Origin of the sequence: Bacillus sp. V26, assembly GCF_034296245.1 — a bacterium.
GTDB lineage: Bacteria > Bacillota > Bacilli > Bacillales > Bacillaceae > Bacillus > Bacillus halotolerans.
Genome location: NZ_JAXKQF010000001.1, coordinates 1,307,251 through 1,319,666, shown reverse-complemented (window position 1 = coordinate 1,319,666; position 12,416 = coordinate 1,307,251). Strand labels below are relative to the sequence as shown.

Annotated in this window: 16 protein-coding genes; 15 read left to right on the top strand and 1 reads right to left on the bottom strand. The window is 43.8% G+C overall.

What is annotated here, in order from left to right; all coding sequences use genetic code 11:
* Positions 1–39 precede the first annotated feature (39 nt).
* Entirely contained in the window at positions 40–525 is a 486-nt protein-coding gene (locus tag UJ203_RS06705; protein ID WP_322009297.1) for an Ig-like domain-containing protein, read from the bottom strand.
* A gap of 177 nt (positions 526–702) precedes the next feature.
* Here UJ203_RS06705 and UJ203_RS06700 point away from each other — a divergent pair, with 177 nt between their 5' ends.
* The 15 genes from UJ203_RS06700 (at position 703) to dprA (ending at position 12,357) form a co-directional block, all read left to right on the top strand.
* Positions 703–1,035 carry a putative DNA-binding protein gene (locus tag UJ203_RS06700; RefSeq protein WP_024121379.1) on the top strand — a complete coding sequence of 111 codons (333 nt, stop codon included), beginning with the start codon at positions 703–705 and terminating at the stop codon, positions 1,033–1,035.
* 13 nt (positions 1,036–1,048) lie between these two features.
* Complete coding sequence (gene ffh / locus UJ203_RS06695; protein ID WP_024121380.1) at positions 1,049–2,389, top strand: signal recognition particle protein; 1,341 nt, start codon at positions 1,049–1,051, stop codon at positions 2,387–2,389.
* Between the two features lie 105 nt (positions 2,390–2,494).
* Positions 2,495–2,767: a 30S ribosomal protein S16 gene (rpsP, locus tag UJ203_RS06690; protein WP_003220815.1), complete on the top strand. Its 273-nt coding sequence runs from the start codon at positions 2,495–2,497 to the stop codon at positions 2,765–2,767.
* Complete coding sequence (locus tag UJ203_RS06685) at positions 2,767–3,012, top strand: KH domain-containing protein (protein WP_024121381.1); 246 nt, start codon at positions 2,767–2,769, stop codon at positions 3,010–3,012. Before rpsP ends, UJ203_RS06685 begins: the two co-directional genes overlap by 1 nt.
* Before the next feature lie 121 nt (positions 3,013–3,133).
* Entirely contained in the window at positions 3,134–3,520 is a 387-nt protein-coding gene (locus tag UJ203_RS06680) for a YlqD family protein (protein ID WP_024121382.1), read from the top strand.
* Positions 3,521–3,524: 4 nt separating this feature from the next.
* Entirely contained in the window at positions 3,525–4,049 is a 525-nt protein-coding gene (rimM, locus tag UJ203_RS06675; protein WP_044155911.1) for a ribosome maturation factor RimM, read from the top strand.
* Entirely contained in the window at positions 4,046–4,777 is a 732-nt protein-coding gene (trmD, locus tag UJ203_RS06670; RefSeq protein WP_322009291.1) for a tRNA (guanosine(37)-N1)-methyltransferase TrmD, read from the top strand. The genes rimM and trmD overlap by 4 nt, the downstream gene beginning before the upstream one ends.
* Positions 4,778–4,916: 139 nt before the next feature.
* Entirely contained in the window at positions 4,917–5,264 is a 348-nt protein-coding gene (gene rplS / locus UJ203_RS06665; RefSeq protein ID WP_010334229.1) for a 50S ribosomal protein L19, read from the top strand.
* 144 nt (positions 5,265–5,408) lie between these two features.
* Complete coding sequence (ylqF, locus tag UJ203_RS06660) at positions 5,409–6,257, top strand: ribosome biogenesis GTPase YlqF (RefSeq protein WP_010334231.1); 849 nt, start codon at positions 5,409–5,411, stop codon at positions 6,255–6,257.
* Between the two features lie 70 nt (positions 6,258–6,327).
* Positions 6,328–7,095 carry a ribonuclease HII gene (locus tag UJ203_RS06655; RefSeq protein WP_322009286.1) on the top strand — a complete coding sequence of 256 codons (768 nt, stop codon included), beginning with the start codon at positions 6,328–6,330 and terminating at the stop codon, positions 7,093–7,095.
* A gap of 28 nt (positions 7,096–7,123) precedes the next feature.
* Positions 7,124–8,857 carry a hypothetical protein gene (locus UJ203_RS06650; RefSeq protein ID WP_322009284.1) on the top strand — a complete coding sequence of 578 codons (1,734 nt, stop codon included), beginning with the start codon at positions 7,124–7,126 and terminating at the stop codon, positions 8,855–8,857.
* Positions 8,854–9,135, top strand: a complete 282-nt coding sequence (locus UJ203_RS06645) for a FlhB-like flagellar biosynthesis protein (protein WP_322009282.1) — start codon at positions 8,854–8,856, stop codon at positions 9,133–9,135. The genes UJ203_RS06650 and UJ203_RS06645 overlap by 4 nt, the downstream gene beginning before the upstream one ends.
* Before the next feature lie 173 nt (positions 9,136–9,308).
* The gene (gene sucC, locus UJ203_RS06640; RefSeq protein WP_322009281.1) at positions 9,309–10,466 is read left to right on the top strand and encodes an ADP-forming succinate--CoA ligase subunit beta; all 1,158 of its coding nucleotides are present in this window, start codon (positions 9,309–9,311) and stop codon (positions 10,464–10,466) included.
* Between the two features lie 28 nt (positions 10,467–10,494).
* On the top strand, positions 10,495–11,397 hold the full coding sequence (sucD, locus tag UJ203_RS06635) for a succinate--CoA ligase subunit alpha (protein WP_024121388.1): 903 nt from the start codon (positions 10,495–10,497) through the stop codon (positions 11,395–11,397).
* Between the two features lie 60 nt (positions 11,398–11,457).
* The gene (gene dprA, locus UJ203_RS06630; RefSeq protein ID WP_322009278.1) at positions 11,458–12,357 is read left to right on the top strand and encodes a DNA-processing protein DprA; all 900 of its coding nucleotides are present in this window, start codon (positions 11,458–11,460) and stop codon (positions 12,355–12,357) included.
* The last annotated feature ends 59 nt before the right edge of the window (positions 12,358–12,416 follow it).

Below are 12,416 nucleotides of genomic sequence, written 5' to 3'. Positions count from 1 at the left end.
AAAGACAAACAGCCCCCAAAAGCATTGGGGGCTGTTTTGTTATCGTCTCACTTGATAGGCGAAATGATAAAGGCTGTTATCAGTGGATAGCAATCTCGCATCACCTGAATAAACCCTGAATGGAATAATGTCATAGTAATGAACGGAAACAGATGTGTAATACGTGTAGTATCCAGCAGCAGGTCCTAAATACATCGGAACGTTAAACTTTCCATTTTCATCAGTTGTTCCCGCAGCTGTCTGTGTTGTATTCCCGACTTTTGTATCTGCTTCGAAGCTGACTGGTGTGTTTGGCACTGGCGCTCCATTTTCGTCGAGCAATGTACCGCTTATCGTAATATTGTACTTGACTCGCCAAAATTGGCCCTGTCCGTAATTGATTTTGCCGTACACGCCTCCGTCCGTGCTAATATTTGAGATGGAGGCCTTATAAGGGGCTCCGGCCGCAGCTGCTTGCTGGGCGGGAAAAATAAATGGTAACACGGCAGCCAAGCTTAACATAACCAATAAACCGATTTTTTTCATGAGAATCCGCCTTTAAAATAGGGTTCATATACAATATCGGAATAAATTAGAAGATGTTTAGTTAATATTGGAAGAAGTGAACATTGCTTTGACAAGATAAAAACTTGACACTCACATTAAAACCATGTAAACTAAGTTATCGTAAAGGGATTTGACTTAACAAAGGGGAGAGCTCATATGTCGCTCGAAAAGACAACGAGAATGAATTATCTGTTTGATTTTTATCAGTCGTTGTTGACGTCTAAACAGAAGAGCTATATGTCTCTTTATTATTTGGACGATTTCTCCCTTGGCGAAATAGCCGAAGAGTATGAGGTTTCAAGACAAGCTGTTTATGATAACATCAAACGAACAGAAGCGATGCTTGAACAATATGAAGAAAAGCTGCTCCTTTTGAAAAAGTTTCAGGAGCGTAAAGAGATGTTTAATAAGCTGAAGGAGCTTGCTTCCGGTACTAAAGAAGAGGAAGAAATTACAGCTCTGATTGAAGCGCTTGAGAAATTAGATTAGGAGGCGGCAAACTATGGCATTTGAAGGATTAGCCGACCGACTGCAGCAGACGATTTCTAAAATCCGCGGAAAAGGGAAAGTCAGCGAACAAGATGTAAAAGAAATGATGCGTGAGGTTCGTCTTGCGCTGCTTGAGGCTGACGTTAACTTTAAAGTAGTAAAGGATTTTGTGAAAAAAGTAAGTGAACGGGCTGTAGGCCAAGACGTCATGAAAAGCCTGACGCCCGGCCAGCAGGTCATTAAAGTCGTTAAAGAGGAACTGACAGAGCTGATGGGCGGCGAAGAAAGCAAAATTGCCGTCGCGAAGCGGCCGCCGACTGTTATTATGATGGTTGGTCTCCAAGGTGCCGGTAAAACGACAACGAGCGGTAAGCTTGCAAATCTGCTGCGCAAAAAGCATAATCGCAAACCGATGCTGGTTGCTGCCGATATTTACCGTCCTGCTGCAATCAAGCAGCTGGAAACGCTCGGCAAGCAGCTCGACATGCCTGTTTTTTCCCTTGGTGATCAGGTCAGCCCTGTAGAAATAGCCAAGCAGGCTATCGAAAAAGCCAAGGAAGAACACTATGATTATGTCATTTTGGATACAGCAGGCCGTTTGCATATCGACCATGAGCTCATGGATGAACTCACCCAAGTGAAAGAAATCGCGAATCCGGAAGAAATCTTTCTGGTTGTCGATTCAATGACCGGGCAGGATGCCGTGAATGTAGCCAAAAGCTTTAACGAACAGCTCGGTTTAACCGGTGTTGTGTTAACGAAGCTTGATGGAGACACGCGCGGGGGTGCTGCACTTTCCATCCGTGCGGTGACAAACACGCCGATTAAATTCGCCGGTTTAGGCGAAAAACTTGATGCATTAGAAGCATTCCATCCTGAACGCATGGCATCAAGGATTCTCGGTATGGGTGACGTGTTAACATTGATTGAAAAAGCTCAGGCAACCGTCGATGAAGACAAGGCCAAAGAGCTGGAACAAAAAATGAGAACAATGAGCTTCACATTGGATGATTTTCTGGAGCAGCTCGGACAGGTCAGAAACATGGGGCCTCTGGATGAGCTTCTGCAAATGATGCCGGGTGCAGGCAAGATGAAGGGCTTGAAAAATATTCAAGTTGATGAAAAGCAGCTGAATCATGTGGAAGCGATCATTAAATCGATGACTGTTCTTGAAAAAGAACAGCCGGACATCATTAATGCCAGCCGGCGCAAGCGGATTGCGAAAGGAAGCGGGACGTCCGTACAGGAAGTCAACCGTCTGCTTAAGCAGTTTGACGAAATGAAAAAAATGATGAAGCAGATGACAAACATGTCAAAAGGAAAGAAAAAAGGATTTAAGTTACCTTTTATGTAATCGGTTATACATGATAAAACCGTTGTTAAGAAAAAACACTTTACAAACACTTTTATCATTGTTAATATACTATCTTGTTGAAATATTTTCGGAGGTGCTAGTAAAATGGCAGTAAAAATTCGTTTAAAACGTATGGGAGCAAAAAAATCTCCTTTCTATCGTATTGTTGTAGCAGATTCTCGTTCACCGCGTGACGGCCGTTTCATCGAAACAGTCGGCACTTACAACCCGGTTGCAAAACCAGCGGAAGTAAAAATCGATGAAGAGCTTGCTCTTAAATGGCTTCAAACTGGAGCGAAACCATCTGATACAGTTCGCAACTTGTTCTCTAGCCAAGGAATCATGGAAAAATTCCACAACGCTAAACAAGGCAAGTAATGACTGATCAACACTTGGAAGATTTGATTGTCACGATTGTGACGCCGCTTGTTGATCATCCAGATGACATTCGGGTCATAAGAGAAGAAACCGATCAAAAGATTGCGCTGCGCTTATCTGTTCATAAGTCAGATACCGGTAAAGTTATCGGGAAGCAAGGCCGGACTGCAAAAGCGATTCGAACAGCTGTATTTGCAGCTGGCGCACAGTCTTCTAAGAAAGTTCAATTTGAAATATTTGACTAAAAGGGAGAGGGCCGGCACCTCCCCTTTTTTTACACGCAAAAAACGGGTAAACTGATAGAAGATAAGACAAGATAGAAAAGTCTGGTCTTGAAAAAGTTTTAAAAGCAGGGAGCTTGGTGCGATGCAAATTATTCACCGTGTAGCCGTTATGCAAGTCTTAACCGAGCGCAGCAAAGAAAAGCTTTTATCTACTTTCACAGAAAAGAAGCAAATGCTTGAACGAGAATGCAGCCAGCTCTATTTTCAGCTTAGAAAACATGAAAAAGAACAGCAGAACCCAGATGTAATTGAACAATTTAAAAAGGCAATAGAAAAACGAAAAGATAATATGAAAATGATCGATTTTCAAATTACCCAAGTACATACATTACCGCTTGGCAGTGAAATGAAAGAAAAGGAAATCGATGCGCTGCTGACCATTGAAGTCGGGGATGACTGGCATGAGAAAACAGCAGCAAACACCATCGTCATAAAAGACGGAACAGTAATTGAAATTCGCCAGAGGTGATCATATGACAAAGCGATGGTTTAATGTCGGTAAAATTGTAAATACCCACGGAATTAAAGGCGAGGTGCGGGTCATTTCAAAAACGGATTTTGCCGAAGAACGGTACAAGCCGGGCAACACGCTGTATTTGTTTATGGACGGACGCCAAGAACCGATAGAGGTAACGGTAAACACGTACAGGCTGCATAAGCAATTTCATCTGCTGCAGTTTAAAGAAAGACAAAGCCTGAATGAAGTAGAGGAACTGAAAAACGCCATCATCAAAGTTCCTGAAGAGGATTTGGGTGAGCTGAATGAAGGAGAATTTTATTTCCACGAAATTATCGGCTGTGAAGTTTTTACCGAAGAAGGCGAACTGATCGGAAAGGTGAAAGAAATTTTAACACCGGGAGCCAATGATGTATGGGTAATCGGGCGTAAAGGTAAAAAAGACGCGCTGATCCCTTACATTGAATCAGTCGTCAAACAGATTGATGTCAGCGAAAAGAAAATTGAGATTCAACTCATGGAAGGATTAATAGACGAATGAAAATCGATTTTTTGACGCTGTTTCCTGAAATGTTTGAAGGGGTGCTCGGTTCATCCATTCTTCAAAAAGCCCAAGAAAAAGAAGCAGTGCAGTTCCAGATCGTCAATTTCCGGGAGTATTCTGATAACAAGCATAATACAGTGGATGATTATCCTTACGGTGGCGGAGCAGGTATGGTGCTGAAGCCTCAGCCTGTTTTTGACGCGGTTGAGGATCTGACCTCAAAAGCCGACAGTCCGCCGCGCGTTATCCTCGTCTGCCCGCAAGGTGAGCGTTTCACTCAAACAAAAGCCGAGGAATTGGCAAAGGAAGAGCATTTGCTGTTTATCTGCGGCCATTATGAAGGCTATGATGAGCGAATCCGTGAGCATTTGGTGACAGATGAAATATCAATTGGCGACTTCGTTCTGACAGGCGGTGAGCTGCCTGCGATGATGATTGCTGACAGTGTCGTCAGGCTGCTTCCGAATGTGCTTGGCAAAGAGGCTTCCCACATAGAGGATTCGTTCAGTACGGGGCTCTTGGAGCATCCGCATTATACAAGACCGGCAGATTATAAAGGTTTAAAAGTGCCTGAAACACTTCTATCAGGAAACCATGCTAAAATCAAAGAATGGCGGAATAAAGAATCGATCAGAAGAACCTATGTAAGACGCCCGGATCTTCTGAAAGACTATCCGCTTACAGAGCAAGAAAGAAAATGGATTTCTGAATGGGAAAAAGAATAGATTTTATTGCATAGGCTATGAAATTGTGATAAGATACTACTTGTGGCTTGAACGGGCTTATCCGTTGAAAGCTTGAAAACGATGTTCCGCTGTGCCGGGTTTTGAGGCCAAGAGCATCTGTTGGAAGGAGTTGAAAACGATGCAAAAACTAATTGAAGATATCACAAAAGAACAGCTTCGTACTGATCTTCCTACGTTCCGTCCTGGTGACACTTTACGTGTACACGTAAAAGTTGTTGAGGGTAACCGTGAGCGTATCCAGATCTTTGAAGGTGTTGTGATCAAGCGTCGTGGTGGTGGAATCAGCGAAACGTTCACAGTTCGTAAGATTTCTTACGGTGTTGGCGTTGAACGTACTTTCCCTGTACACACACCAAAAATCGCGAAAATCGAAGTTGTACGTTACGGTAAAGTACGCCGTGCTAAGCTTTACTACCTGCGTGAACTTCGCGGAAAAGCGGCTCGTATTAAAGAAATCAGACGATAATGATAACGAACGAAAAGAGCTTGTTACCAGTAACAGGCTCTTTTTTTATACAGAATTTGAAAATGCCGGTCAGGCATCGTAAAATACATAAAGAACAACTAAGAATCTTGCACACTCAGAAGATAAAGGCGGTGTTCGTGTCACATGACAATCCAATGGTTCCCTGGCCATATGGCAAAGGCAAGACGGGAAGTAACCGAAAAATTAAAATTAATCGATATTGTATATGAATTGGTAGATGCCAGAATCCCGATGTCATCAAGAAACCCAATGATTGAAGACATCTTGAAAAATAAGCCGAGAATTATGCTGTTAAATAAAGCTGACAAAGCAGATGCGGCAGTTACACAGCAGTGGAAAGAGCACTTTGAGAACCAAGGAATCCGCTCTCTGTCCATTAATTCTGTAAATGGCCAAGGATTAAATCAAATCGTTCCGGCTTCAAAAGATATCCTGCAGGAGAAATTTGACCGGATGAGAGCAAAAGGTGTAAAGCCAAGAGCGATCCGGGCGCTGATCATCGGCATTCCGAACGTCGGAAAATCAACGCTTATCAACCGGCTGGCAAAGAAAAACATTGCGAAAACCGGAGACAGACCGGGTATCACAACATCTCAGCAATGGGTCAAAGTCGGAAAAGAATTAGAGCTTTTAGACACTCCGGGGATTTTATGGCCTAAATTTGAGGACGAGCTTGTCGGGTTGAGGCTGGCAGTCACGGGGGCTATTAAAGACTCGATTATCAATCTTCAGGATGTTGCCGTGTTTGGCCTCCGTTTTCTCGAAGAACATTATCCTGAACGGCTTAAAGAACGATACGGGCTCGATGAGATACCCGAAGACATCGCGGAGCTGTTTGATGCAATAGGTGAAAAACGCGGCTGCCTCATGAGCGGTGGGCTTATTAACTATGATAAAACGACTGAAGTGATCATTCGTGATATCCGCACAGAAAAGTTCGGGAGGCTGTCATTCGAACAGCCGACGATGTAAAGACGCGCAGAAATGCGGGTCTTTATTTTTTCCTGACAGGACCGATACATACAGTAAGGGAGAAGAGAAAGTGAATACATTAACCGTAAAAGACATTAGAGACCGTCTGCAAGAGGTAAGAGATGACCAGGACCCATTTCTTGCCCAGTGTGAAAATGATCCGAGAAAAAGCGTACAAGCGCTTGTAGAGCAATGGCTGAAAAAGCACGCAAAGGAAAAAGCGCTAAAAGATCAGTGGGTGAATATGACCTCCTATGAAAGGCTTGCGAGAAACAAGGGGTTTCGTTTTATTGCAGGAGTAGACGAAGTAGGCCGGGGCCCATTGGCAGGGCCGGTTGTCGCCAGCGCAGTCATCCTTCCTGAGGAATGCGAAATACTTGGACTCACAGATTCAAAAAAGCTTACAGAAAAAAAGCGTGAGGAATATTACGATCACATTATGAAAGAAGCTGTGGCAGTCGGCATAGGAATTGTAGAAGCAGCTGTTATTGATGAGATCAATATTTATGAAGCCTCAAAATTGGCAATGGTCGAAGCAATCCGCGATTTGTCCGATACACCCGATTATTTGCTCGTTGACGCGATGACACTGCCGCTCGATACGTCTCAGTCTTCAATTATAAAAGGTGATGCCAAAAGCGTGTCTATCGCAGCCGGTGCGTGTATTGCGAAAGTAACGAGAGACCGGATGATGAGCGCATATGCCGAAAAGTATCCGCAGTACGGCTTTGAAAAAAATAAAGGCTATGGGACAAAAGAGCATCTTGAAGCGCTCGCAGCTTATGGACCGACCGACTTGCACCGGAAAACTTTCGCTCCTGTTCAATCTTACAGATAATCTAATGGACAAGGAGGCACCTTTTGAAATGAACATACGAAATGATGTACAGCAGGCGCTCAAAAACCTTTTTGGAAACACTGCAGCTCCGCAGGAAACATCAAATACAACCGACGAATCAAATACCGTAAAGCGTCTCCTTTTAGGAAAAGTGCTTCGTTTATTAGGGGACCAGCATGCACTGATCCAAGTAGGGAATCAAACGATTCAAGGCAAACTTGAAACCCAGCTTCGTCCTCAGGCGTATTACTGGTTTTCCTACGAAAAAAAACCAGCGGAACAGACAGGTCGTCTCCAGGTTGTTCAAAGCTTTGACCAAAATCCCAAAACCATTCAGGATGCTGCGGGCAAGCTTCTGAACGCTATTTCAGTGAAGCCGTCAAACGCATCCCTTATGCTGGCAGGCGCAATGCTGAAAAGCAAAACACCCATCACAGAAAATGATATCAAAACAGCCGTCCGCTGGATGGACACGCTGCCTGCGACAGACACAAAAAAAGCCATCGAAACAGTTTTATTTGCCTTAAAGCGGGATCTCCCCGTTCACCCCGATGTTTTGAGCGGAGTTCATGCTGTCAAATCGCCTGTACCGCTCCATCAGCACTTATCTCAGCTGATTCAGGCTATTCATCAAAATCCTCAGCCGAGCCAGGCGCTGACAAAGCTAAAAGAAGCCGTTACGGCACTTTTTAATAGCGAAACAGATGTCCATGCAGAACGTCTTATCGAGAAGCTTATCTCGTTAACGGATCATAACAGATCTGCCTCTTCAGTCAGTACAGGTGGAAACCGGGAGCTTAGCGCAGCAGACGGCTCCGCAGGAAAGGCAAACTGGTCGCCTGCAAACCCGCAGGAGCAGCAGCGAAACATACGAGACGGTGCCGCTAAAACTGTCTCAGACATTTCAATGAAAGAAGCAGGAAGGCTGCTGGCCACTCTGACGGAAGCTGCAGATAAAAACGGCAATCCAATCGTAAAAGAAGCAGCGAATTGGATAAAGGCTGTTGTTTCCTCTAGTCAAAATAAGCCTGGGGCAGCAGCATCTGCTTTGCAGGCCGCGCAAGTCACGGATCAAGAAGCAGAAGTGTTTTTAAAGGCTGTTCAGCAGACAGCTCCTAATTTGGCGGATAAGGCAGATGTTCTTTCCTTCTTATCCAAAGTGAAAATAGCAATAGGCGCTCGAGATGAGCTTGCTTTTATTAAAGCGTTTGAACAAGGCGCCGCAGGGCTGCCTGATGATATTCAATCAATTAAGATGGCTCTTCATGCTGCCAGAGCGTCACATGAGTTAGCGGAACCTGTCAAACAGGAAGCGGATCAGCTCTTCCATAAATTAAACGGTCAGCTTCTTATGCAGCAGGATCATCCTTCCTACAGCAGCCAAATTGTGATGTCATTTCCGATGTTTTCAAAATCGGGGGTTCAGGACATGACTGTTCTGTTTAAAGGACAAAAAGAAGCGGATGGAAAGCTCGACCCTTCCCATTGCCGGCTCTTGTTTTTACTGCAATTGGATACGTTAAAAGAAACAGTTGTTGACTGCCTGATACAGCAGCAAGTCATGACGATTACAATTGAGACGGACTTTGAACTTCAGCCGGCAATCGATCCCATGGTGCCCGCCCTCAAGCAATCGCTCAAAGAAATGGGCTACAGTCTTTCAGGAGTTAACGCTAAAAAACGCCTTCAATCTGATGAAAAGGCTACAATTGATCAATACATAACAAGCATCAGTGATCAGGGAGTGGATGTGAAAATATGAACGAACAAACGCCTTTAAGAAAAGCTGTAGCTCTCCATTATGACGAAAAAAAAGACAAGGCGCCAAGAGTAATTGCAACCGGGAAGGGCCATGTTGCTGACAACATTATCAAAGAAGCTAAAAAGGCGGGGGTCCCGATCCAAGAAGATCGGACCCTTGTCGAATTAATGCGCCATTTGACTGTGGATGACCAGATCCCGGAAGCACTTTATGAAACGGTAGCCGAGATTTTTTCTTTCATTTACAGATTGGACGAAAGTGTAAAAAATAAAAAATAGCTAAAATATTCCCCATTCTCCGCTTGAAATTTATGTTTTTAATAAAATAAAAGTTTGAATGTTTAGAAGGATTTTAAGATTTTGCATCGAACTCTAGACAATTCTTCCAGTATTATATAGAATGAAAGCGCAGTCTATTTTTAGTTTTGTTACATAAGTTAGGAGGATGGGAAATGAATATCCATGAGTACCAGGGAAAAGAAGTCCTCAGAAAATATGGGGTATCTGTTCCTGAAGGTAAAGTGGCTTTTACAGCAGAAGAAGCAGTTGAAAAAGCAAAGAGCTTATCCAGCTCGGTTTATGTCGTAAAGGCTCAAATTCATGCTGGCGGTCGAGGCAAAGCTGGTGGGGTAAAAATAGCAAAATCATTAGACGAAGTAAAAGCGTATGCCGAAGAACTTTTAGGTAAGACCCTAGTTACACATCAGACGGGTCCGGACGGGCAAGTAATAAAACGCTTACTTATTGAAGAAGGCTGCGATATTAAAAAGGAATACTATGTGGGGTTAGTGCTTGACCGTGCCACTTCAAGAATTGTTCTGATGGCCTCCGAAGAAGGCGGAACAGAAATTGAAGAAGTAGCAGAGAAAACACCGGAAAAAATCAAAAAGGCTGTCATTGATCCGGCTGTTGGCCTCCAAGGCTATCAAGCTAGAGAAATTGCATTCGCTATCAATATTCCAAAAGAGCTTGTGGGGAAAGCTGCTAAATTTATGCTTGGACTATACAAAGCGTTTGTTGAGAAAGACTGCTCGATCGCCGAAATCAATCCTCTCGTAGTAACTGGAGACGGGAATGTGATGGCGCTTGATGCGAAATTAAATTTTGACAGCAACGCATTATACAGACAAAAAGATATTTTGGAATACAGAGATTTGGACGAAGAAGATCCAAAAGAAATTGAAGCGTCTAAATACGATCTGAGCTACATTTCCCTTGATGGAAATATCGGATGCATGGTAAACGGCGCTGGACTAGCAATGTCCACGATGGATATCATTAAACATTATGGAGGAGAACCGGCCAACTTCCTTGATGTCGGGGGCGGCGCAACCGCAGAAAAAGTCACGGAAGCATTTAAAATCATTCTTTCTGATCAAAATGTTAAAGGGATTTTCGTCAACATTTTCGGAGGCATTATGAAATGTGATGTCATCGCAGAAGGGGTTGTTGAAGCGACAAGGCAAGTCGGTTTAACATTGCCGCTTGTCGTCCGTCTTGAAGGAACAAACGTGGATCTAGGGAAGAAAATCCTTAGTGAATCAGGATTAAATATTACATCTGCGGAATCCATGGCTGACGGCGCGCGGAAAATCGTATCTTTAGTATAGGAAAGAATGAAAGGCAGGGGACCAAATAATGAGTGTTTTTATCAATAAAGATACAAGAGTTATTGTACAAGGGATTACAGGTTCTACCGCTTTATTCCATACGAAGCAGATGCTTGAATACGGCACAAATATCGTGGGCGGTGTGACACCTGGAAAAGGCGGAACAGAAGTGGAAGGGGTACCTGTATTTAATACAGTGGCTGATGCAGTTCATACGACTGGCGCAAATGCGTCTGTTATCTATGTTCCGGCACCGTTTGCAGCTGATGCAATTATGGAAGCGGTAGATGCGGAGCTTGATCTGGTCATTTGCATCACAGAGCATATCCCGGTTTTAGATATGGTAAAAGTGAAACGCTTCATGGAAGGCAAGAAAACGAGATTAATAGGACCGAACTGTCCTGGCGTCATCACGCCTGATGAATGTAAAATCGGCATTATGCCCGGATATATCCATAAAAAGGGTCATGTAGGCGTTGTATCGCGTTCAGGAACTTTAACATACGAAGCAGTGCATCAGCTGTCAGAAGCGGGTGTAGGACAGTCTACAGCCGTTGGAATCGGCGGCGATCCTGTAAATGGAACCAACTTCATTGACGTTTTAAAAGCGTTTAACGAAGATCCTGAAACACACGCTGTCATCATGATCGGCGAAATCGGCGGTACAGCTGAAGAGGAAGCTGCTGAGTGGGTAAAAGCCAACATGACAAAACCGGTAGTCGGATTCATTGGCGGTAAAACAGCACCTCCAGGGAAGCGCATGGGGCATGCAGGCGCCATCATTTCCGGCGGAAAAGGCACGGCTGATGAAAAAATCAAAACACTTAATGAATGCGGAATCGAAGTTGCAGAGACACCTTCTGTCATGGGAGAAACATTAATTAAGGTGTTGAAAGAAAAGAATTTATTTGAAACGTGCAAAACTCATTAATAGAGAAGGGACAGCCATCTTGGCTGTTCCTGCTTTTGCTGTTAAAAGGAGGTTCTCATATTGGATCAGGCCGCTGCCTGTTTAATCACTTGCAGAATCAACCAATTACTATCCCCGTCTCTTCTATTAAAATGGTGGAAAGCTGATCCGTCAATGTCACTGTCAAATCCTTCATGTGCATTAGAAACAGCTTCACGCGGCAAAGTAAGGGCTGCGGCACTAAAAAATAAAATAGAAGAACAATATCCAAAACTCCAGCATTTACTCTCTGTATATCAACAGCAAGGCATTAAAGTCATCCCAATATCCTCAGATCAATATCCATTCTGGCTGAAAACCATTTATGATCCGCCTCCCGTGCTGTTTGCAAAAGGTGATATATCCCTTCTTTCTCAAGGGAGAAAAATAGGAATTGTAGGTACGAGACATCCGACAGCCTATGGAATCCGGGTTGTCAATCATCTTACAATAGAGCTTTGCCATAAAAAGTGGGTGATTGTCAGCGGGCTGGCGTCTGGGATTGACGGATTGTCCCATGCTGCAAGTATTAAGGCGAAGGGGCGGACAATCGGAGTCATCGCAGGCGGATTTCAGAACATTTATCCTCGAGAAAATCTTCAATTAGCAGAACACATGGCTAAACACCATCTTCTTCTGTCAGAGCATCCACCTGAAACCAAACCCCAAAAATGGCATTTCCCTATGAGAAACCGTATCATCAGCGGGTTAAGTGAGGGCATTATTGTTGTGCAGGGCAAAGAAAAAAGCGGTTCTTTGATTACCGCATACCAAGCGCTGGAACAAGGGAGAGAAGTATTTGCCGTACCCGGTTCTGTATTTGATCCTTACGCCGGAGGTCCTATAAAATTGATTCAAGAGGGGGCTAAAGCCATATGGTCAGCAGAGGATATTTATGCAGAGTTTCCTGAGAAAAACGTTCAATATACGGAACCCTTTTGAATTATCGTTTGACAAACAGCATTGTAATATTTAATAATAGTGAGGATTTAAAGTTGCAT

Bases quoted from the DNA above. Each gene is read 5' to 3' on its own strand.
- UJ203_RS06645 (WP_322009282.1), top strand. From the start codon at position 8,854: ATGAACGAACAAACGCCTTTAAGAAAAGCTGTAGCTCTCCATTATGAC.
- UJ203_RS06700 (WP_024121379.1), top strand. From the start codon at position 703: ATGTCGCTCGAAAAGACAACGAGAATGAATTATCTGTTTGATTTTTAT.
- UJ203_RS06705 (WP_322009297.1), bottom strand. From the start codon at position 525: ATGAAAAAAATCGGTTTATTGGTTATGTTAAGCTTGGCTGCCGTGTTA.
- rplS (WP_010334229.1), top strand. From the start codon at position 4,917: ATGCAAAAACTAATTGAAGATATCACAAAAGAACAGCTTCGTACTGAT.
- UJ203_RS06680 (WP_024121382.1), top strand. From the start codon at position 3,134: ATGCAAATTATTCACCGTGTAGCCGTTATGCAAGTCTTAACCGAGCGC.
- rpsP (WP_003220815.1), top strand. From the start codon at position 2,495: ATGGCAGTAAAAATTCGTTTAAAACGTATGGGAGCAAAAAAATCTCCT.
- sucC (WP_322009281.1), top strand. From the start codon at position 9,309: ATGAATATCCATGAGTACCAGGGAAAAGAAGTCCTCAGAAAATATGGG.
- ylqF (WP_010334231.1), top strand. From the start codon at position 5,409: ATGACAATCCAATGGTTCCCTGGCCATATGGCAAAGGCAAGACGGGAA.
- sucD (WP_024121388.1), top strand. From the start codon at position 10,495: ATGAGTGTTTTTATCAATAAAGATACAAGAGTTATTGTACAAGGGATT.
- trmD (WP_322009291.1), top strand. From the start codon at position 4,046: ATGAAAATCGATTTTTTGACGCTGTTTCCTGAAATGTTTGAAGGGGTG.
- ffh (WP_024121380.1), top strand. From the start codon at position 1,049: ATGGCATTTGAAGGATTAGCCGACCGACTGCAGCAGACGATTTCTAAA.
- UJ203_RS06685 (WP_024121381.1), top strand. From the start codon at position 2,767: ATGACTGATCAACACTTGGAAGATTTGATTGTCACGATTGTGACGCCG.
- rimM (WP_044155911.1), top strand. From the start codon at position 3,525: ATGACAAAGCGATGGTTTAATGTCGGTAAAATTGTAAATACCCACGGA.
- UJ203_RS06650 (WP_322009284.1), top strand. From the start codon at position 7,124: ATGAACATACGAAATGATGTACAGCAGGCGCTCAAAAACCTTTTTGGA.